The organism is Mycobacterium sp. SMC-2, assembly GCF_025263485.1.
Taxonomy (GTDB): domain Bacteria; phylum Actinomycetota; class Actinomycetes; order Mycobacteriales; family Mycobacteriaceae; genus Mycobacterium.
In genome coordinates this window covers 1,991,410-2,010,732 of sequence record NZ_CP079863.1, presented here as the reverse complement: position 1 = coordinate 2,010,732, position 19,323 = coordinate 1,991,410, and the positions used below count along the sequence as shown (strand labels likewise).

Sequence of the window (19,323 nt, the reverse complement as noted above, 5' to 3'; positions counted from 1 at the left end):
TCCCTTTCGTAGCGCCAGAACGCGGTTATGAGGGTAAACCGTCGCCGCCGCGCACTACAACCGATTTTCTGACCTGCCCCTTTGCCCCTCAGCCGCCGCGGACCAGCTCCAGCACGTCGGGCCCGTACTGTTCCAGCTTGCGCGCGCCGATGCCGGGGATCGCGATCAGCGCGTCCTCGTCGCCGGGCCGCAGTTCCGCGATCGCGATCAGCGTGTTGTCGGTGAACACGACATACGCGGGCACCTTCTGCTCCTTGGCGACGTCCAGCCGCCACGCCTTCAGGCGCAGCAGCAACTCCTCGTCGACGTCGGCGGCGCACGTTTCGCAGCGCCGCAGCATCACCGCCGCGGCGGTGGACAGGTCCTTGTTGCAGATCCGGCAGCGGGCCGGGGCGCCGCGGGTGCGCCGGTTCTTGCCCGGTGCGGCGTCCGCGCGCGCCTGCGGCGCGATGCCGCTGAGGAACCGCGACGGCCTGCGGCCCTGCCGCCCGCCCGGGCTGCGGGCCAGCGCCCAGCTGAGCGCCAAATGCGTTCGCGCCCTGGTGATTCCGACGTAGAGCAGCCGGCGCTCCTCCTCGACGGCCTCGCTTTCGGGGCCGTGCGCCAGCGCGTGCGAGATGGGCAGTGTGCCGTCGGCCAGCCCGACCAGAAACACCGCGTCCCACTCCAGCCCCTTGGCGGCGTGCAGCGAGGCCAGCGTGACGCCCTGCACCACCGGCGGGTGCCGCGCGTCGGCGCGCAACCGAAGCTCGGCCAACAGGCCCGCGAGGTCCAGCTGCGGGCGCTGGGCCACCTCGGCGTCGACCAACTCGGCCAGGGCGGTCAGCGCATCCCAGCGCTCGCGGGCCCGGGTGCCGGCCGGCGGCTCGGCCGTCAGCCCCAGGGGTTCCAGGACCGTCCGCACGACCGCGGGCAGCGGCCCGTCGGCTCCGCGCTCGGCCGCCCGTTGCAGCGCCAGCATCGCCTGCTTGATCTCCTGGCGGGTGAAGAACCCCTCGCCGCCGCGGACCTGATAGGGGATGCCCGCCTCGGTCAACGCCTCCTCGTACGCCTCGGACTGCGCGTTGACCCGGTACAGCACGGCGACTTCCGACGCCGGCGTCCCCGATTCGATCAGCCGGCCGATCGAAGCCGCGACCGCGGCGGCCTCGGCCTGCTCGTCGGGATGCTCGCGGAACGACGGCGCCGGGCCGGGCGGACGCTGCCCCACCAGGTGCAGCTTGCTGCCGGCGACCCGGCCGCGGGCCGCGGCGATCACCTGGTTGGCCAGCGACACCACCTGCGGGGTGGAACGGTAGTCGCGCTCCAGCCGAACCACCGTCGCGTCGGGGTACTGCCGCGAGAAGTCCAGCAGGAACCGCGGCGAGGCCCCGGTGAACGAGTAGATGGTCTGGTTGGCGTCGCCGACGACGGTCAGGTCGTCCCGGTCGCCCAGCCACGCCGTCAGCACCCGCTGCTGCAGGGGCGTGACGTCCTGGTATTCGTCGACGATGAAGCAGCGGTAGCGGCCCCGGAATTCGTCGGCGACGGCGGCGTCGTTCTCGATCGCGGCTGCGGTGTGCAGCAGCAGGTCGTCGAAATCGAGCAGCGTGACCGACTCGTCGCGGACCTTCAGCGCCTCATAGGCGGCGTACACGGTCGCGACCCGGGCGGCGTCCAGCGGGATGTCCCGCCCCGCCGCGGCCACGGCGGCCGGGTACTCCTCGGGGGTGATCAGCGACGCCTTGGCCCACTCGATCTCGCCCGCCAGGTCGCGGACGTCGTCAGTGCTGGCGTTGACCCGGGAGCGGCTGGCCGCGCGGGCCACCACGGCGAATTTGGTGTCCAGCAGCTGCCAGCCGGTGTCACCGACCACCCGCGGCCAGAAGTACCGCAGCTGCCGGTGGGCCGCGGCGTGAAACGTCAGGGCCTGCACCCCGCCGACGCCGGTGCCCGCGCCCGCGGCGGCGTCCAGCGCGCGCAGCCGGGAACGCATCTCCCCCGCCGCCCGCTGGGTGAAGGTGACGGCCAGCACCTGCCCGGCGGCCACATGACCGCTCGCCACCAGCTGCGCGATGCGGTGCGTGATGGTGCGGGTCTTGCCCGTTCCGGCGCCCGCGAGCACGCAGACCGGTCCGCGCGGAGCCAGCACCGCCTCGCGCTGCTCGTCGTCCAGTCCGGCGGTCAAGGCGTCGGCGACCATCGGCATGGCGTCCATCTTGGCAGCGGCGGCCGACAAACCGTGGCCCCGCCCGGTGCGCGTCGCGGATGTTGTGGCGCCCCGGCGCGGAACACATCCTCGCCGGGCTACGTTAGCGAGCTATGACCCCTCCCCCGATCACCGTCTACACCACCTCATGGTGCGGCTACTGCCATCGCCTGATGACCGTGCTGAAGTCCAATGGAATTCCTTACCAGGCGGTCGATATCGAGCACGATCCCGCGGCGGCGGAGTTCGTCGGCTCGGTCAATGGGGGCAACAGAACGGTTCCGACGGTGAAGTTCGCCGACGGGTCGACGCTGACCAACCCGAGCGCGGCCGAGGTCAAGGCCAAGCTGGCGCAAGCCGGCGCCTGAGAGCGCCGATACGCCGCGGTATTGGCCAAGTGGTCTGCCTGCCGGCGTACGCGGCCCTAACATAGGCGACCATGGCGTCGAGTTTTCGGTCGATCCGCTTGCTCCGGCGTCTGTCGGTGGCCGGCACAGCCTGGGCCGTCATCGCCTGGGGTGCGGTGGCCTTCGTGTCGGCGTGCTCACACCCGCCGAGCAAAACGACGGCGACTCCCAGCCCACACGCCTACGCCGACTCGTTGATCATCAGCCTCCAAGACGCCCGTCGCATCGCCAATTTCGAAGGCCTGCAACCGTATTCGTACGCCGACCGCAACGATCCCCCGCGCGAAACCGTCGGCAACCCTCCGGGCCCGTGCCGCGCGGTGGGAACCACGGACCTCACCTTCGCCGGGGGCTGGCGGGAATATCGTTCGGTCGCCTACGCCGGCTCGACCGACGACCTGAGGCCGGGCGGCATCGCCCCGATCAACGAGATCACCAACGCCGTCGTCGTCTACCCGGACGCCAACGTGGCGCGCGGGGCGCTCAACCAGCTGCACGCGACGCTGGATCAGTGCGCCTCCCTGCACCACACCGCCTACGACTTCGTGTTGAACAAACCGGATTCGGTGACGCTGAAGTTGAACTCCGACGGATGGATCCACCTGTACACGGTGAAGTCATCGGTGCTGGTCTCCGTCGGCGTGCTGGGAATCGAACCCACCGAGCAAATCGCCAGCACCGTCCTGCAGACGGTGACGGACCGCGTCAAGTAGCCGCTGTGGATCAGTCGATCTCGGCCCAGGATTCGATGATCACGCGCGCGATCGAGATCGACCCGGGCAGCAGCAGCTTCGACTCCGCCGAGCTGGACCAGTCGCCGGCCGCCAGCGCCGCGCGCACTTCCTCGCGGGTGAACCACGCCGCCTCGGCGATCTCCCCGTCGTTGAACGAAAACCCCTCGCCCGGGTCCGCGACGGCGTGGAAGCCGACCATGAGCGAGCGCGGGAACGGCCACGGCTGGCTGCCCAGGTAGCGCACGTCGCGGACGGTGAGGCCGATTTCCTCGCGGATCTCGCGGGCGACACAGACTTCGAACGATTCCCCGGCCTCGACGAATCCGGCCAGCAGCGAGAACATCCGCTCCGGCCACACCGCCTGGCGGGCCAGCACCGCACGGTCGCCGCCGTCGTGGACCAGGCAGATCACGGCCGGGTCGATGCGCGGGAACTCCTCGTGACCGGTGATCGGGTTGACCCGCGCCCAGCCCGCCCGGGCCGGCCTGGTCGGCGAGCCGTCCACCGAGCTGAACCGCGCCGAGTCGTGCCAGTTGAGCAGCGCGACCGCCGACGACACCAGCTGGCTGCTGGTGTCGTCGAGGATCGAGCCCAGCCCGCGTAGGTTCACCACCTCGGCCCGGACATCGGGGTCTTCCGGCGCCTCCAGCGCGCCGCGGATGGCCCACACGTGGCGGCCGCCGTCGATGCGGCCCAAAAACACCGCTTCCGGCGGCGGCTTGTCGGCCAGCTTGGCCGCGGAGCCGAGCACCACCCGGCCGTCGGTGACGAGCACCTGACTGCGTGAATCCACCCGCAGCAGCGCCGCGTCCGCCCATCCGGCGGTGGCCGCTTCGACGTCGGTGCGCACCTGGTCGGCCCGGTCGGCGCCGACCCGCGACAGCAACGGAACGTTCCGCAACCGGAAGTCTGCAATACCCACTAGGCCCTCACCTGATGGCGACCCGCCTCGCCCGCCCCCGCCGCGCTCGCGATCGCCATCAGTGCCCCGCGTGCCGGATGTAGAGCAGCCGGTCGTTGGCCTCGACGGCGTCCACCTCGGGCGAACCGATGCGCAGCAGGTGGCCGTCGCGCACCACGCCGAGCACGATGTCGCGCAGGTGCCGCGGGGAACCGCCGACCTCGGTCGGCTCCACCTCCCGTTCGGCGATCGCCAACCCGAAGTCCGGTGTCAGCAGGTCCTCGATCATCTCGACCACGCTGGGGGTGGTGGTGGCAAGCCCGAGCAGGCGACCGGCGGTCGCCGAGGAGACCACCACCGAGTCCGCGCCCGATTGCTGCAGCAGGTGCTGGTTTTCGGATTCCCGGATGGACGCCACGATCTTGGCGTTGGGGGCGATCTCCCGCGCGGTCAACGTGACCAGCACCGCGGTGTCGTCGCGGTTGGTGGCGACGATGATCGACGCCGCGTGTTGCGCCCCGGCCAGCCGCAGCACGTCGGCCTTGGTCGCGTCGCCGTGCACGGTGACCAGCCCCGCGCTCGCGGCGTGCTCGAGGGTGCCCCGATCGGTGTCGACGACCACGACGTCCCCCTGGGCGGCCTCGTCGCCGAGGATGGCGGTGACCGCAGTCTTGCCCTTGGTGCCGTAGCCGATCACGATCGTGTGGTTGCGCACTCTGCTCCTCCAACGCTGAATCTTCCACCCTTGCCGGGACCGCTCGGAGAGCACCTCGAGGGTCGTGCCGACCAGCACGGCCAGGAACGCGATCCGCAGCGCGGTAAAGATCAGGGTGTGCACCAAACGCGCGGTTTCGGTGTACGGGGTGATGTCGCCGTAGCCGGTCGTCGACAGCGACACCGCGGAGAAATACAGGCAGTCCAGAAAGGTCAGCGGCTCGCCCCGCACATCGCGGTACCCGTTGCGGTCCGCGTAGACGATGACGGCCGCGGCGAACAACACCACCAGCGCGATGGCCACGCGGCGAGTGATGACGCGAATGGGGCTGGCGTGCTCCTCGGGGATGCGCACCACGCCGACCAACTGGTGGCCTCGCTGGGCGGTGAGCGTTTCTTCCAGACCGCTCAGTTGTCGGGACCTACCGTTGCGCACGGCGGTCCGTCATCGGCTCAACTCCGGCGCAGGTGACACGCACGACTCAATGTAACCACGGCCGCGACCCCCGTACTCGGGCAGCGCGGGTCACCCGGTGGGGCCGGCCAGCAACCCGGCCAGTTCGGCGGGGGCGGGCAGATCGTCGGGGGCGATCGTGGTGCGGGCGCGCACGTGATAGAAGGCCGTCCGCACCGACGATTCCGGGACACCGGACAAGGCGGCCCACGCCAGGCGGTAGACGGCGAGTTGGACGGCGGCCTGGCGCATGGCTTCCGGCCCGCGCGGCGGCTCGCCGGTCTTCCAGTCGACGACCGTGGCGCCGCCGTCGGCGTCGGCGAACACCGCGTCGATGCGGCCGCGCACCAGGGTGTCGCCGATCGGCATCTCGAACGGCACCTCGACGGCGATGGGGGTCCGGGCCGCCCACGGCGATTCGGTGAACGCCTCCTGCAAGGCGGCCAGCTCCCGGGTGTCGCCGACGTCGGAGTCCGCCGCACCCGGCAGGTCGGCGAGATCGAACAGGCACTCGGCACCGTAGAACTGCTGTACCCAGGAGTGAAACGCGTTGCCCAGCAGCGCATGCGGGTCCGGTCGCGTCGGCAGCCGATGCCTCAGCCGCGCCGCCGCGCCCGCGGGGTCGCGGGCCAGGTCCACCAGGCCGCTGACCGACAGCTGACTGGGCAGCACGCCGGGGGGCGGTTCCACCAACCGCGCGCGCTCGGCGAGCAGGGCGTCGACGTCGGCGGCCCACCCCTCGATGTCGGCACCCGCCTCGTCCGGATCGCCCGACATCGCCCGCGTCACCCACGCCGCGCCGCGCTCGACGTCGGCGCGGCGGGAGGCCAGCGGATCGGCGGGCCACAACGCCTCGACGGTGTTGTCGCGCAACGGATTGCGGTCGCCGTCGGCCGGGGCGGGCGCCCACTGGTCGACCACCCCGCAGGGTTCCCCGGCCGCGGCCGAACGGTCGATGATCTCCTTTATCTCACACAGGAAATCCGACGGGCCGCGCGGTCTGATCCCGGTGGCACCCCAATGGTGACCCGACACCAGCAGGGTGTCCTCGGCCCGGGTGACGGCGACATACAGCAGCCGGCGTTCCTCGTCGACGCGTCGCTGTTCGAGCTGGCGGCGATGCTCGAAGATCTTGTCCGACAGCTGCTTTCGATTGGTGACGTCCGAGGTGTCCAGCACCGGGATGCCCAGTGCGCCCGCCGAGGCGCGGTCGCCCCGCAGCAGCGGCGGCAGCTCGGCCGCGTCGGTGAGCCAGGTGCTCCGGGACGCGGTCGACGGAAAGATTCCGCCCGACAGGTGTGCCACCGCCACCACCTGCCACTCCAACCCCTTCGCGGAGTGCACCGTGAGCACCTGGACGCGGTCGCGCGCGGCCACCGACGGCGCCGGCGACAGGCCGTTCTCGACGGACTCGGCCACGTCCAGGAAGGCCAGCAGGCCCGACACCGATGCCGTGGCGCAACGGTCCGGCGCGCCGGCGGCGTCGGCTCGTTCGGCGTAGCGGGCGACGACGTCGGCGAACGCGTCGAGGTGTTCGGTGCCGGCCCAGCCCGCGTTCGGCGCGGCCGCGGCACGCACGTCGCAGTCGACGCCCAGCACGCGGCGCACCTCGGCGACCAGGTCCGGCAGCGAATGGCCGAGGTGGCCGCGCAGGGCGCGCAGTTCGGCGGCGAGCGCACCGATGCGCTGATATCCCGCGGCCGAATACGCGTCGGCCGGGCCGGGGTCCGCGATCGCGTCGGCCAGGCACGCGGTGTCGGCGTCCGGGCCGGCGGCGATCGCGATCGATTCCGCCGCGGACGTCCCGCCCGCGCCCGGGCCTTCGCCGAGTTTCCGGGCGCGCCGCCATAACGCGGCGATGTCCCGACCGCCGAGGCGCCAGCGCGGACCCGTGAGCACCCGCATCGCCGCCGCGCCCGCCGTCGGGTCGGCCACAAGCCGCAGCATGGCCACGACGTCGGCGACCTCGGGGACGGACAGCAGCCCGGCCAATCCGACGACCTCGACCGGGATGCCGCGGGCGCGCAGGGCATCGGCGATCGGGGCGGCGTCGGCGTTGCGGCGCACCAGAACCGCGGCGGTCGGCGGGGTGACGCCGTCAGCCCGCCGGTATCGCGCGGCGAGCTCGTCGGCGATCCACCGCCGTTCGGCCTGCACATCGGGAAGCAATGCGCAGCGGACGGTCCCGGGCGGGGCGTCCGGGCGCGCCCGCAGCGCGCGCACCGCCACGGACCTGCGACGCGCCTCCGCCGATATCGCGTTGGCCAGCCGCAAGGCCCGCGGCGGGTTGCGCCAGCTGGTCCGCAGCTCGAGGACCGGCGCGGGTGTGCCGTCGGACAGCGGGAAGTCGGTGGTGAAGCGCGGCAGGTTGGTCGCCGAGGCGCCGCGCCAGCCGTAGATCGACTGAATCGGGTCGCCGACGGCGGTCAGCGCCAGCCCGTCGTCGACACCGCCGCCGAACAACGCCGACAGGGCCACCCGCTGGGCATGCCCGGTGTCTTGGTACTCGTCGAGCAGCACCACCCGGTAGCGGCCGCGCAGATCCTCACCGACCTGCGGAAAGTTCGCGGCCAGCCGTGCCGCGCACGCCATCTGCACGCCGAAGTCCATCGTCTTTTCGGCCCGCATGCGCTCGTTCAGCGCGTCGAGCAGCGGTACCAGCTCGGCGCGCTGGGTCTGGGTGGCCAGCAGCCGCAGCAACCACTGGCTGGGGCCGCGGTCGCGCTGATAGGGGCCCGCCGGCAGCGCGTGGATCAGCCGCTCCAGCTCCACGTGGGTATCGCCGAGCTGGCGGGTGTCCACCAGGTGTTCGGCCAGCTGACCCCACAACCGCAGCACCATCGACGTGACCGCGGCGGGGGTCTTGTCGGTGCGCAGCTCCCCCCGATACCCGCTCACCACGTCGAACGCCAGCTGCCACAGCTCGGTCTCGCCGAGCAGCCGGGTGTCGGGCTCGATGGGCAACAACAGCCCGTGCTCGCGGATCACCGAACCGGCGAAGGCGTGGTACGTGCTGACCGTAGGGGCTTCGGTGGGCGCCGCGCCGTCGGGACTCCAGCCGACGCCGGCCAGCCGGGCCAGCCGGGACCGGACCCGGCGCAGCAGCTGGCCGGCGGCCTTGCGGGTGAACGTCAAGCCCAGCACCTGGCCGGGTTCGGCGTAGCCGTTGGCGACGAGCCACACCACCCGCGCGGCCATGGTCTCGGTCTTGCCGGCGCCGGCGCCCGCGATGACGACCAGCGGCCCGGGCGGTGCCGCGATGACGGCGGCCTGCTCGTCGGTGGGCGGGAAAACCCCGAGCGCACAAGCTAATTCGGCCGGGCTGTAGCGCGGGTTCACTGCGCTGCCCCGTCGGCGTGCGCCGGGCATGAGGGTCGTATCGGGCAGTGCGAGCATCCGTCATTGCGCCGGGCGACGAACCGCGGCCCGGCGGTCGCCTCGGCCGCGCGCCGGACCAGCTCGCGCCATTCCTCACGGGCGGCCGGCGTCAGCGGATCCTGTTCGCGTTCCGTGGGTCCCGATGCCCCGGCCTTGCCGACGTAGACCAGCCGCGCGCCGCCGGGCTCTGAATCGTTTGGCCCGCCCGGCATCATGCCCTCGGCGACCGCCAGCTGATACATCGCCAGCTGCGCGTGTTGCTGGGCATCGTCCTTGCTGACGGGCGTTTTGCCGGTCTTGATGTCGACGATCACCAGCCGGCCGGCGGCATCGCGCTCCAACCGGTCGACCCGGCCGCGCAGCCGGACGTCCCCGCCGCCATCGCCCGACGCGGCCAGGGTTCCGTCGATCTCGACCTCGACGCCGACCTCGGTCAGCGTGTCGCGGGTCTGCGCCCGCCACTCGAGGAAGGCCTCGATCATCGCGCGGTGCCGCGCCAGCTCGTTGGCCGAATGCCACTCGGCCTCGAAGGGCAGGTGCCGCCAGGCCCGCTCCAGCTCGGCCAGCAATTCCGGTTCGCTTCGGTGCGGTTCGGCGACTAGGGCGTGCAGCACCGAACCGACGGTGGAGCGCAGGTCGCGTGGGTCGGTCCCCCCATGCCGCTCGGCCAGCCAGCGCAGCGGGCAGTCGTTGAGCGTCTGCAGGGTCGACGGGGTCAGGGTGACGACCTCGCCGTCGTCACGCAGCGGTTCGCTGGTGCTGACCGGGATCAGGCCGTGCCAGCCGGCCGGGTCGGCGCCCGGGACCCCGGCCCGGGCCAACCGCGCTAATTGCGTTGCCGCGCAGGCGCGCCCGGCATCGTCGACCGCGCCGTCGGGCGCGCACACGACACCGCGCAGCCGGCCCACCAAGGCCGCCGCGGACAATACCCGGGGCGCCGAGACCGGTTGCGCGGCAGCCGGGTCCACCTCGCCGTCGGCCCACTGCGCGAGTTCGTAACAAAACGCCGACGGCAGCGCGGCCTCTTGGTCCGCGCCGCCCGTGTCGCTGTCCACGGCGGTCACCAACAAGCGGCGCCGGGCCCGGCCCATCGCCGACACCAGCAGCCGGCGCTCCTCGGCCAGCAGCGGCGCCCGCGCCGACGCCTCCCCGGCGACACCGTCCAGCACGTCCAGCAACCGCTGGGTGCCCAGAACACCGCCGCGCGGAACCGTGTTGGGCCACAACCCCTCCTGCAGCCCAGCGATGACCACCAGGTCCCATTCGTGTCCCAGGGCGGCGTGTGCGCTGAGCACCCGCACCTGCTCCACGGTCGACACCGGCTCCTGGTTCACACTCGGCAGGTGCAGCGCGTCCACGTGGTCGACGAGCCCGCGCAGCGACGCGCCCGACGTGCGCGACACGTACTGGTCGGTGATGTCGAACAACGCGGTGACCGCCTCCAGGTCACGGGTGGCCTGGGCACCGGTCGGGCCGCCCCGATCGGCGGCCGCCAGCCAGCGCCGCTGCAGGCCGGACCGCTGCCAGGCGGCCCACAGCGTGTAGCGCGGGTCTTGCCCCGCACGATGGCAGCGCGCGGCCGCATCCAGCACCGCACGCACCCGCTGCAGCGGGCGAAATTGCGGACCTGACGGCGAGCCGTCACCGGACAGCGTCTCGGCCAACAGATCCGCAAAATCCCCCGATGCGCGATCGGGGTTGGCGCGCTGCAGCGTTCGGCGCAGCTGCCGCAGCGAAACCGGGTCGACGCGACCGATGGGACCGGTCAGCAGCGCCAGGGCCCGCGCACCGTCGAGCCCGTCGGCGGTCGCCGCCAGGACGGTCAGCAGCGCGCGGGCAGCCGGCTCGTCGGACAGCGGTCCGCTTGCCGCCGGTGCGGCCACCGGCACCCCGGCCGCGGCCAACGCGCGCGGCAACCGGGCGCCGGCCCGCGGCACCGACCGGACGATGACCGCCATCTGCGACCACGGCACGCCGTCGACCAGGTGCGCGCGTCGCAGCGCGTCGGCGATCATCGCCGCCTCCGCGTGCGCCGACGCGGCCAGGCGCACCGCGACCGATCCCTCCTCGCTCCCGGTGCCCTCGATCCGCCTGCCGCCGCTGCCGCCGGGCAGCCGGGCCGCGATGCCGCTGACGGCGCGGGCGACCGCCGGCGCGCAGCGATGCGAGACCGTCAACGTCACCGACGGCGAATCCCCCTGAAGCAGCCCGGCGGATTCACCGCCCCGAAAGCCGAACACCGCCTGGTTGGGGTCCCCGGCGATCAACGCCAGCTCGGCACCCGCCGCGAGCACCCGAACCAGGCGGGCCGCCTGCGGGTCGAGCTGCTGGGCGTCGTCGACCAGCAAGACCCGCACCCGGCCCCGCTCGGTGGCCAGCAGCTCGGGATCGATCGCGAAGGCTTCCAGGGCGGCGCCCACCAGTTCGGCGGCGCCCAGCGCGGGCGTCGTCGCCTGCGGCGCCGCGGTCCCGACGGCCGCCCGCAGCAGCATCACCTGCTCGTACTGTCGCGCGAACTGGCCGGCGGCGGTCCATTCCGGACGCCGGCACCGACGGCCCAGCCGCTCCAGCTCCTGCGGGTCCGCACCGCGCTCGGCGCAGCGCGCCAACATGTTTCGCAGTTCGGTGGCGAAGCCGGCGGTGGCCAGCGCCGGGTGCAGGTGGGCGGGCCATGCCGTCGCAGCGCGCGGTCCGTCCTCGAGGTCACCGGCCAGCAGCTCGCGGATGATGGCGTCCTGCTCGGCGCTGGTGACCAGCCGCGGGGGCGCGTCGCCGGCGCGCTCGGCGGCCCGCCGCAGCACCGCGTACGCGTAGCCGTGCACGGTACGCACCAAGGGCTCCCGGACGGCGGCCCGGCAGGGCCCGGCGGAGCGTGGCCGCAGCAACGCCGTCGTCAAGGCGCTGCGGGCCCGCATCCCCAGCCGGCCGGAACCGGTAAGCAGCAGAACCGATTCCGGGTCGAGGCCGGCGTCGATCTGGGCGACCGCAGCCTCGACCAGCAGGCTGCTCTTACCGGTGCCCGGCCCGCCCAGCACCCGGATGGGCCCGCGCACGCCGGGGACCAGCAGCGCCCGCGCCTCGGCGTCCCAGGTGTACGACATGGCTGCATGCAATCACCCGGGTCTGACAAGTCGGCCCGACCTGCGCCGCTGCCGGCCCCTACGATGGAGGCCGCGAGCAGCCCGACGAAGTTGAGGAGGGTAGGAAATCGTGACGGACTTTCCCGGCGACGAAGCGCCCGAAGGCGACGCCGCGGAACAACTGCAACCCGTCGACGTCGACGACGAGGCCGGCTTGGACACCGAGTATCTGACCGTTGCCGACCGCGAGGCGAACGAGGCCGACGTGATCGAGCAAGCCTTCGTCGTGCCCACCGACGACGAGTGGGACGAAGGACGCTGAGCCGCCCGCCCGCGGGCGGACGTGGCGGCGGCTGGCACGATCGGCGGGTGACCGCTGATCTCCATGTGCACCGCTACGGCCCACCCGGTCCGGTGCGAGTGCTGGCGCTGCACGGGCTGACCGGCCACGGGCGGCGGTGGCAGCAGCTGGCCGGGCTGCTGCCCGAAATCACTTTCGCCGCACCGGATCTGATCGGTCACGGCAGGTCGACGTGGGCAGCGCCGTGGAGCATTGACGCCAACGTCGCGGCGTTGGCCGCGCTGCTCGACGCCGAGGCCGAGGCGCCGGTGCTGGTGGTGGGGCACTCCTTCGGCGGCGGGCTCGCCATGCAGCTGGCCGCGGCGCGACCGGACCGGGTGGCGGCGCTGCTGCTGCTGGACCCGGCGGTCGGATTGGACGGCGAGTGGATGCGCGAGATCGCCGACGCGATGCTGGCCTCGCCCGACTACCGCGACGCCGAGGAGGCGCGCCTGGAGAAGGCGCACGGCTCCTGGTCCGACGTCGACCCCGCGCTGCTGGATGCCGAGATCGACGAGCACCTGATCGAGCTGCCGGGCGGCCGGTGCGGCTGGCGCGTCAGCCTGCCGGCGATGATGTCGTACTGGAGTGAGCTCGCCCGCGACATCGTGCTGCCGCCGGCCGGGACGGCCACGATCCTGGTCCGTGCCAAGCGCACCTCGCCGCCATACGTCGGCGACCACCTCATCGAAGGGCTGCAGGAGCGGTTGGGGTCCGATTTCCGGCTGCTGGATTTCGACTGCAACCACATGGTGCCCTACGCCGCGCCGGCGGAAGTCGCCGCGCTGACGCGCGAACTGCTCGAGGCCCGCTGATCGTGGCGCCGGTGACCGACGAGCAGGTCGAGCGGGTGCGGGCGCTGGTCGCGGCGATCCCGCCCGGCAGAGTCGCGACCTACGGCGACATCGCCGACGTCGCAGGCCTTTCCAGCCCGCGCATCGTCGGCTGGATCATGCGGACCGACTCCTCGGACCTGCCGTGGCATCGCGTGATCACCGCCTCGGGCCGCCCCGCGCGTCATCTGAGGGCCCGCCAACTCGAGCTGTTGCGTGCCGAAGGGGTCCTGGCCACCGACGGCAAGATCGCGCTGCGCGAAACCCGTTACGACTTCCGGCGCTAGAGCACCAACCGGACCAGCGCCGCGGTGCGGGCCAGCCCGGGAAAGGCCTCGGCGGTCGAGCGTGGGTGCAACGCGTGGACCGCCAGGCGAAACATCAAGGCGCGCAACAACATCTGCGGCCACTCCGGCAACGCGTTCCAGCGTTCGATGAGTCCGTCGTCGGCCTCGCCCCAGGACAGGGCGTCGACGACGACGACGCCGGCCGCCCACGACGCGGGCCGCCAGTAGGGGGTGATGTCGGTGATCCCCGGGGCGGCGGTGCCGACGAAAAGCACTGTCCCGTAGAGGTCTCCGTGCACCACCTGGTTCGGGCTCTTGGTCGGCCGGCGCAGGGTGGCCAGCTGGTTGATCAGCTCCACCGACCGCTCGGCGTCGGCCGTCGGCGGCGCGGTCCGGGCGCCCGGGGGCACCGACGACAGCGGCCGCTCCTCCCACGCGGCACGGTCGGCGGCGATGAAGATGTCCACGTCGCCCCACGGCGCGGTGGGGCCCTGGGTCAGAAATCGGGGACGTTCCAGTTTGCCGGTCGCCTCGTGCAGGCGCACCGCCGCCGAGACCACCTCGTCGTGCCGAGGTTCGGGCGTGCCGGCGACGAAGGTATCGGCCCGCCAGCCCGAAACCACGTACCGCCCGTCCGTCGAGCGGACCGGGCGGGCCAGCCGAACACCGTCGACGAACAACGTCTCCCGCACCCGGGCCGACCAAGCCGCCCGGGCGTGGTCGGCCACCAGTGACAGCACGACCTCGCCGCAGCGCCAGCCGCCCTCCCAGCTAGCCCCCAGATAGACGGGGTTCACACCGGTCAAACCAAACGCCGCCAGCACATGCTCCGGCGGTGGCTCGACATTCACACGGGTAGCCTAGACGAGGCCACCTGGCGTGTCGGGTCAGTACATCACCATGTCGGGTTGCATCTGTTGCGCCCACGCCACGATGCCGCCCTGCAGGTGCACGGCATCGGAGAATCCGGCCCTCTTCACCGCCGCCAGCACCTCGGCCGAGCGCACCCCCGTCTTGCAGTACAGCACCGGCATCCGGTCCGTCGGCAGCTTTGCCAGCCCCTCACCGGAGTCGATCGAGGACTGCGGGACGAGCTGGGCCCCGTCGATGTGGTTGATCTCCCACTCGACGGGCTCGCGGACGTCGATCAGGGCCAGCTTCTTGCCGGAGTCCAGCAGCGCGCGCAATTCCTGTGGGGTGATCGTCGAATGGTCGGCGAGGTCGCCGGGCGCCGCACCGCAGTACTGCTCGTAGTCGATCAGCTCGGTGATCGCGGGCGCGGATGGGTCCTTGCGGATGTTGATGGTGCGGTAGGACATTTCGAGCGCGTCATAGATCATCAACCGCCCCAGCAGCGATTCGCCGATCCCGGTGATGAGTTTGATCGCCTCGGTGCCCATCACCGACGCGACGGAGGCGCAGACGATGCCCAGCACGCCGCCTTCGGCGCACGACGGCACCGTGCCGGGCGGTGGCGGGTCGGGGTAGAGGTCGCGGTAGTTGAGGCCCCGCCCGCCCGGCGCGTCCTCCCAGAACACCGACACCTGGCCCTCGAATCGGTAGATCGACCCCCACACGTACGGCTTGCCGGCCAGCGCGGCGGCGTCGTTGACCAGGTATCGGGTGGCGAAGTTGTCGGTGCCGTCCACGATCAGGTCGTACTGCGTGAACAGGTCTACAGCGTTGCTCGAGTCCAGCCGGAACTCATGCAGGCGCACCCGGACCAACGGGTTGATCGCCGCTATCGACTCGCGCGCCGAGTGGGCCTTGGGGCGCCCGATGTCGGCCACGCCGTGGATGATCTGACGCTGCAGGTTGGACTCGTCGACAACGTCGAACTCGACGATGCCGATGGTTCCCACGCCGGCCGCGGCCAGGTACAGCAGCGTCGGCGCGCCGAGCCCGCCAGCGCCGATCACCAGCACCTTCGCGTTCTTGAGCCGCTTCTGCCCGTCGACGCCCAGGCCGGGGATGATCAGGTGGCGGCTGTAGCGGGCCACCTCATCGCGGGTGAGCCCGCCTGCCGGCTCCACCAGGGGCGGCAACGATGTCGACACGCCACGTCTCCTCGGTCTCGCATTGCGGTTCGTCGTTCCCTTCCATCACAGCAGCCGCCGTGCTGGACGGCAATGAATTCAACGTGCGCCGGCGGGCTAGGCGATCGGGAACGGCCAGGGGTTGAACCGGCAGGTCTTCCCGTCGGCCTTGACGAAATCCGGGTCGAACTTCGCGGCATCGTCGTTCGACGTGGAGAACGTCTGCTGCATCATCACCGGCGCCAGAGCGCCCTGCTGCTCGCACGGCTCGTGGCGCAGGTACCCGATGGCGTGGCCGACCTCGTGGTTGATCACGTATTGGCGATAGGAGCCGATGTCCCCCTCGAACGGGACGGCTCCGCGCACCCAGCGCGCCTCGTTGATGAAGACCCGCGCCTGCCGGTCTTTGCCGAAGGACGGGTTGTAGCAGGAGGTCTCCAGCCGGAATTCGTAGCCGCAGCCCTCGCGGACCGTCACCGGGGACACCAGTGAGATGCGGAAGTCGGGCTTGCCCCCACTAGGTGCGTCGATCCGGACGAACGCGAATTGCGGATTGTGGGTCCAGCCCTTGGGATTGGCCAACGTCTGGTCGACCATCTCGGCAAAAGCGTTGTCGCCGCCGAACATCGTGGGGTCGATGCCGTCCTCCACCTCGACGGTGTACCGGAACACCTTGACGGTGCCCTGGCCGGTCTGCGGCGTCGCGCCGGGCACGACGCGCCACGTCTTGTCGCCCGCCTCGGTGAAGGGGCCGCCGTCGGGCAGCGTCCCGGCCGGCAGGTTGGCGTCGAACGCGGCGAGCCCGCGAGGTGGCGCGTCGATGATCGAGGTGCCCACCGCGCCGATCGCCTGCGGACTCTGGATGGGCTGATTCGCCGTCGGCTTCATCGCGCTGGTGCCGGTCACCGCCTGGTGGACGACCACCACGGTGAGCGCCGACAAAACGGGCAGCGCGTAAGCGCGCCAGCCGTAGGTGGATACGAACCGTCCCAGCCATGTCTGTTTGCGCCACTGGCGCGGGCGCTCCCGGTCGGCCCGGGTCCGTCCGCCGTCGCGGGCGATCGGGTCACGCAGGGCCCGAAGCGGTTCCCGCCACTCGTCCCGCAGCACCGGGACGCGACCGGTGCCGGGCGAGGGCCGCTGGGACATCACTGACCAAGGATTACACAGTCGGCAGCGACGTCGTCCTTGGCGCGCCCGAATGCACCGCCCGACACCAGTTTCTGCAGCGACGACGGCGGCGACGACGATCACCGCAGCGACGCGGGTAGTAAGGTCTCTCGCAACGAGCCGCGCGCGGCTGGCCCAGTGTGCCGGCGGCCGGTTGCCAACGCATCAGATGAGGACTCGATGAGCGAACTCGCCAAACCCGCGGCGCGGCGTGCCGTCAAATCGGGCGACCGCAGTCGGTCCGGGGACGGCATTGCGGCTTCGAACCGGCGCGGCAACCGGTTGCCGCGAGATGAGCGTCGCGGTCAGCTGCTCATCGTCGCCAGCGACGTCTTCGTCGACCGCGGCTACCACGCCGCCGGCATGGACGAGATCGCCGAGCGGGCCGGAGTCAGCAAACCGGTTCTGTATCAACACTTTTCGAGTAAACTCGAGCTCTACCTGGCCGTGCTCGCCCGGCACGTCGAGAACCTCGTCTCGGGGGTGCAGCAGGCGTTGAACACCACCACCGACAACCGCAGGCGGCTGCACGCGGCGGTCCAGGCGTTCTTCGACTTCATCGAGCACGACAGCCAGGGTTACCGGCTGATTTTCGAGAACGACTACGTCACCGAGCCTGAGGTGGCCGCGCAGGTGCGGGTCGCCACCGAATCGTGCATCGACGCGGTGTTCGCCTTGATCAGCGCGGATTCGGGGCTCGACCCGCACCGCGCCAGGATGATCGCGGTGGGACTGGTCGGCATCAGCGTGGACTGCGCTCGGTACTGGCTCGACTCCGACCGCCCGATTTCCAAGGCCGACGCCGTCGAGGGCACCGTCGCATTCGCCTGGGGCGGGCTGTCACACGTGCCGCTTACTCGCCTTTAGCGCCCTTGCCCGTGAGTTTGGTGACTTCGGCGCCGATGCCGAAGCCGACTCGGCGCGCGTCGGCGGGACCGATCTCGACGTAGGCGATCTTGCTGGTGTGAACGAGGAAGCGACGCCCCCGCTCGTCGGTCAGCCTCAGCAGGCCCGGTCCCTCGCTCAGCGCGGTGCTGACGAGCTCTTCGACTTCGGCCGGCGTCTGCGCGCTGGAGAGAACCAGCTCGCGCGGACTGTCCGTAATACCGATCTTGACCTCCACGGTCACCCCTTCCGTTGGTATTGAAGCCGACAGACCTGTCAGCTGCAGGCTAGTGGACGCCGCGCACCCGCATCCCCGACAGCCCCCACCGCGCGGTTCGCGCTGAGCGAAAAGTCGGTCGCGAGCGGGTAACGATTAGCTTGCAGCTGGTCTCACTCGCGGGTTCGAAGCCCGATCCGTGCTTTCCCATCGCTAACTTCGGCACCATGGGCACCACACTGGCCGATCTCGACAAGGTGCGGGACTACCCCGACGACGAGACCGACGAGCTCTACCGAGCCGACTCCTACCCCGAGGGCGACTACACCTGGACCGGCTGGCCGGCCGAGCTCCGCTGGCGCCCCGCCACGGCGATCCTTGGCGCGGTGGTTGCCGTCGGCGCGATCGCGACCGCCGTCATCATCAACAGCGGCGACAGCGCCTCGACCAAGGCCACCGTGGCGCCGGCCCAGCAACCGGTGACGTCCGCGCCGGCCACCACGAAGAGCTCCGTGCCGCCCAGCGCGCAGCCCAGCCCCTCGCGCGCGCCGCAGCTGCCGCCGGAAACGTTCACCACCGTGACCGCCCCGAGCGCCTCACCGACCCTGGCGCCGACGGGGACGCCCACCGCCGCTCCGCCCCTGACGCTGACGCCCCCGCCGTCGGCCGCGCTGAACCCGCGCACCGTCGTCTACAGCGTGACCGGCTCCAAGCAGCTGCTGGACCTGGTGAACATCGTCTACACCGATGGGAGCGGTTACTCCCAGACCGAGTTCAACGTGTCGCTGCCGTGGACCAAGGCGGTGATCCTCAACCCCGGCGTCCAGACCCCATCGGTCGTCGCCACCAGCTTCTACGGCCGGCTCAACTGCTCGATCGTCAACGCCGCCGGTCAACTGGTGGCCGCGTCGACCACCAACTCGAACATGGCGACCTGCACGCGCTGAGCGTCAGCCCAGACCCAGTTCGCGCATCCGCCGGTCGTGCGTCCGCTGCAGCCGGTCGAAGAAGGCGGTGAGCTGGCCCAGGCCCCCGGGGCCGGACACCACCAGGTCGACCAGCTCGTCGTGCTCGGCCAGCACGTACTGCGCCTGGGTGATCGCCTCGCCCAACAGGCGGCGGGACCACAGCGCCAGCCGGCTGCGCTGCTTGCCGCTGGCGGTCACCGCGGCCCGCACCTCGGCGACCACGAACTGCGAGTGCCCGGTCTCCGACAGCGCCGCGCGCACGACGTCGGCAACCTCGTCGGGCAGCCCGTCGGCGATCTCGAGGTAGAGGTCGGCGGCCAGTGCGTCACCCACGTAGGTCTTCACCAACGCTTCCAGCCATGTGCTCGGCATCGTCAGCCGGTGGTAGTTCTCCAGCGCCGAGACGTACTTCGACATCGCCGACACCACGTCGACGCCCCGGCGTTCCAGCGCGTCGCGCAGCAGCTCATAGTGCTGCATCTCGGCGGCGGCCATGCTCGCCATTGAAATCCGTCCGCGCAGGTCGGGGGCCATCCGCGCCTCGTCGGTGAGCCGATAGAACGCGGCGATCTCGCCGTATGCCAGGACCGCGAACAACTCGTTGACGCCCGGGTGGTCGGCCGACAGGCGAGAGGCGGGCGAATCGTCAACCGGGTCGGCGGAGGAGGGCCGGGTCATGGCAACACTGTAGTCGGCGGACCTGGCGCAAAACGGGTGCCAGTTGGCGACCG

General features: G+C 71.5%; 17 protein-coding genes. 7 read left to right on the top strand and 10 right to left on the bottom strand.

Translation table 11 applies throughout. From position 1 onward, the window contains the following. Nucleotides 1-88: 88 nt before the first annotated feature. Entirely contained in the window at nt 89-2,188 is a 2,100-nt protein-coding gene (locus KXD96_RS09525) for an ATP-dependent DNA helicase UvrD2 (RefSeq protein ID WP_260744341.1), read from the bottom strand. Nucleotides 2,189-2,301: 113 nt separating this feature from the next. On the opposite strand from KXD96_RS09525, the gene mrx1 reads away from it, so the two are divergent. Together mrx1 and KXD96_RS09515 are read left to right on the top strand one after the other, a co-directional pair. After that, complete coding sequence (gene mrx1 / locus KXD96_RS09520) at nt 2,302-2,556, top strand: mycoredoxin Mrx1 (protein WP_260744340.1); 255 nt, start codon at nt 2,302-2,304, stop codon at nt 2,554-2,556. 71 nt (nt 2,557-2,627) lie between these two features. Beyond that, nucleotides 2,628-3,308, top strand: a complete 681-nt coding sequence (locus tag KXD96_RS09515; protein WP_260744339.1) for a sensor domain-containing protein — start codon at nt 2,628-2,630, stop codon at nt 3,306-3,308. Nucleotides 3,309-3,318: 10 nt separating this feature from the next. Here KXD96_RS09515 and nudC read toward each other — a convergent pair whose 3' ends face one another. The 4 genes from nudC to KXD96_RS09495 form a co-directional block, all read right to left on the bottom strand. Next, a complete protein-coding gene (gene nudC, locus KXD96_RS09510; RefSeq protein WP_260744338.1) occupies nt 3,319-4,251 on the bottom strand; it encodes an NAD(+) diphosphatase in 933 nt (310 codons plus the stop codon). A gap of 58 nt (nt 4,252-4,309) precedes the next feature. Continuing rightward, nucleotides 4,310-5,380: a TrkA family potassium uptake protein gene (locus tag KXD96_RS09505; RefSeq protein ID WP_260744337.1), complete on the bottom strand. Its 1,071-nt coding sequence runs from the start codon at nt 5,378-5,380 to the stop codon at nt 4,310-4,312. Between the two features lie 90 nt (nt 5,381-5,470). Beyond that, nucleotides 5,471-8,767: an ATP-dependent DNA helicase gene (locus KXD96_RS09500; protein WP_260744336.1), complete on the bottom strand. Its 3,297-nt coding sequence runs from the start codon at nt 8,765-8,767 to the stop codon at nt 5,471-5,473. After that, nucleotides 8,734-11,877 (bottom strand): ATP-dependent DNA helicase, encoded by a 3,144-nt coding sequence (locus KXD96_RS09495; RefSeq protein ID WP_260744335.1) that lies wholly within the window; start codon nt 11,875-11,877, stop codon nt 8,734-8,736. The genes KXD96_RS09500 and KXD96_RS09495 overlap by 34 nt, the downstream gene beginning before the upstream one ends. A gap of 109 nt (nt 11,878-11,986) precedes the next feature. On the opposite strand from KXD96_RS09495, the gene KXD96_RS09490 reads away from it, so the two are divergent. The 3 genes from KXD96_RS09490 to KXD96_RS09480 are packed head-to-tail and all read left to right on the top strand — an operon-like array spanning nt 11,987 to nt 13,316. After that, nucleotides 11,987-12,178, top strand: a complete 192-nt coding sequence (locus KXD96_RS09490; RefSeq protein ID WP_260744334.1) for a hypothetical protein — start codon at nt 11,987-11,989, stop codon at nt 12,176-12,178. A gap of 47 nt (nt 12,179-12,225) precedes the next feature. After that, a complete protein-coding gene (locus KXD96_RS09485; RefSeq protein WP_260744333.1) occupies nt 12,226-13,011 on the top strand; it encodes an alpha/beta fold hydrolase in 786 nt (261 codons plus the stop codon). A 2-nt stretch (nt 13,012-13,013) separates the two neighbouring features. Next, entirely contained in the window at nt 13,014-13,316 is a 303-nt protein-coding gene (locus KXD96_RS09480; RefSeq protein WP_260744332.1) for an MGMT family protein, read from the top strand. Here the strand turns inward: KXD96_RS09480 and KXD96_RS09475 are convergent. The 3 genes from KXD96_RS09475 to KXD96_RS09465 all read right to left on the bottom strand — a co-directional run bounded on the left by KXD96_RS09475 (nt 13,313) and on the right by KXD96_RS09465 (nt 16,501). Further along, nucleotides 13,313-14,167 (bottom strand): TIGR02569 family protein, encoded by an 855-nt coding sequence (locus KXD96_RS09475; protein ID WP_260744331.1) that lies wholly within the window; start codon nt 14,165-14,167, stop codon nt 13,313-13,315. The genes KXD96_RS09480 and KXD96_RS09475 overlap by 4 nt on opposite strands. Before the next feature lie 36 nt (nt 14,168-14,203). Continuing rightward, a complete protein-coding gene (gene moeZ, locus KXD96_RS09470; RefSeq protein ID WP_260744330.1) occupies nt 14,204-15,373 on the bottom strand; it encodes an adenylyltransferase/sulfurtransferase MoeZ in 1,170 nt (389 codons plus the stop codon). Nucleotides 15,374-15,469: 96 nt separating this feature from the next. After that, nucleotides 15,470-16,501 carry a DUF3152 domain-containing protein gene (locus KXD96_RS09465; RefSeq protein WP_260744329.1) on the bottom strand — a complete coding sequence of 344 codons (1,032 nt, stop codon included), beginning with the start codon at nt 16,499-16,501 and terminating at the stop codon, nt 15,470-15,472. A gap of 201 nt (nt 16,502-16,702) precedes the next feature. Here KXD96_RS09465 and KXD96_RS09460 point away from each other — a divergent pair, with 201 nt between their 5' ends. After that, a complete protein-coding gene (locus tag KXD96_RS09460) occupies nt 16,703-17,389 on the top strand; it encodes a TetR/AcrR family transcriptional regulator (protein WP_260744328.1) in 687 nt (228 codons plus the stop codon). Here KXD96_RS09460 and KXD96_RS09455 read toward each other — a convergent pair. Beyond that, on the bottom strand, nt 17,376-17,645 hold the full coding sequence (locus tag KXD96_RS09455) for a DUF3107 domain-containing protein (protein WP_260744327.1): 270 nt from the start codon (nt 17,643-17,645) through the stop codon (nt 17,376-17,378). The genes KXD96_RS09460 and KXD96_RS09455 overlap by 14 nt on opposite strands. 206 nt (nt 17,646-17,851) lie before the next feature. Here KXD96_RS09455 and KXD96_RS09450 point away from each other — a divergent pair, with 206 nt between their 5' ends. Further along, a complete protein-coding gene (locus KXD96_RS09450; protein ID WP_260744326.1) occupies nt 17,852-18,571 on the top strand; it encodes an MmpS family transport accessory protein in 720 nt (239 codons plus the stop codon). Between the two features lie 3 nt (nt 18,572-18,574). Here KXD96_RS09450 and KXD96_RS09445 read toward each other — a convergent pair whose 3' ends face one another. Further along, complete coding sequence (locus tag KXD96_RS09445) at nt 18,575-19,270, bottom strand: ferritin-like domain-containing protein (RefSeq protein WP_260744325.1); 696 nt, start codon at nt 19,268-19,270, stop codon at nt 18,575-18,577. Nucleotides 19,271-19,323 lie beyond the last annotated feature (53 nt).

What these genes read in the sequence shown, in the direction of transcription:
- KXD96_RS09525 (WP_260744341.1), bottom strand. Translation starts at nt 2,188, where the DNA reads ATGCCGATGGTCGCCGACGCCTTGACCGCCGGACTGGACGACGAGCAG.
- mrx1 (WP_260744340.1), top strand. Translation starts at nt 2,302, where the DNA reads ATGACCCCTCCCCCGATCACCGTCTACACCACCTCATGGTGCGGCTAC.
- KXD96_RS09515 (WP_260744339.1), top strand. Translation starts at nt 2,628, where the DNA reads ATGGCGTCGAGTTTTCGGTCGATCCGCTTGCTCCGGCGTCTGTCGGTG.
- KXD96_RS09500 (WP_260744336.1), bottom strand. Translation starts at nt 8,767, where the DNA reads ATGCCCGGCGCACGCCGACGGGGCAGCGCAGTGAACCCGCGCTACAGC.
- KXD96_RS09495 (WP_260744335.1), bottom strand. Translation starts at nt 11,877, where the DNA reads ATGTCGTACACCTGGGACGCCGAGGCGCGGGCGCTGCTGGTCCCCGGC.
- KXD96_RS09465 (WP_260744329.1), bottom strand. Translation starts at nt 16,501, where the DNA reads ATGTCCCAGCGGCCCTCGCCCGGCACCGGTCGCGTCCCGGTGCTGCGG.
- KXD96_RS09460 (WP_260744328.1), top strand. Translation starts at nt 16,703, where the DNA reads ATGAGCGAACTCGCCAAACCCGCGGCGCGGCGTGCCGTCAAATCGGGC.
- KXD96_RS09450 (WP_260744326.1), top strand. Translation starts at nt 17,852, where the DNA reads ATGGGCACCACACTGGCCGATCTCGACAAGGTGCGGGACTACCCCGAC.
- KXD96_RS09445 (WP_260744325.1), bottom strand. Translation starts at nt 19,270, where the DNA reads ATGACCCGGCCCTCCTCCGCCGACCCGGTTGACGATTCGCCCGCCTCT.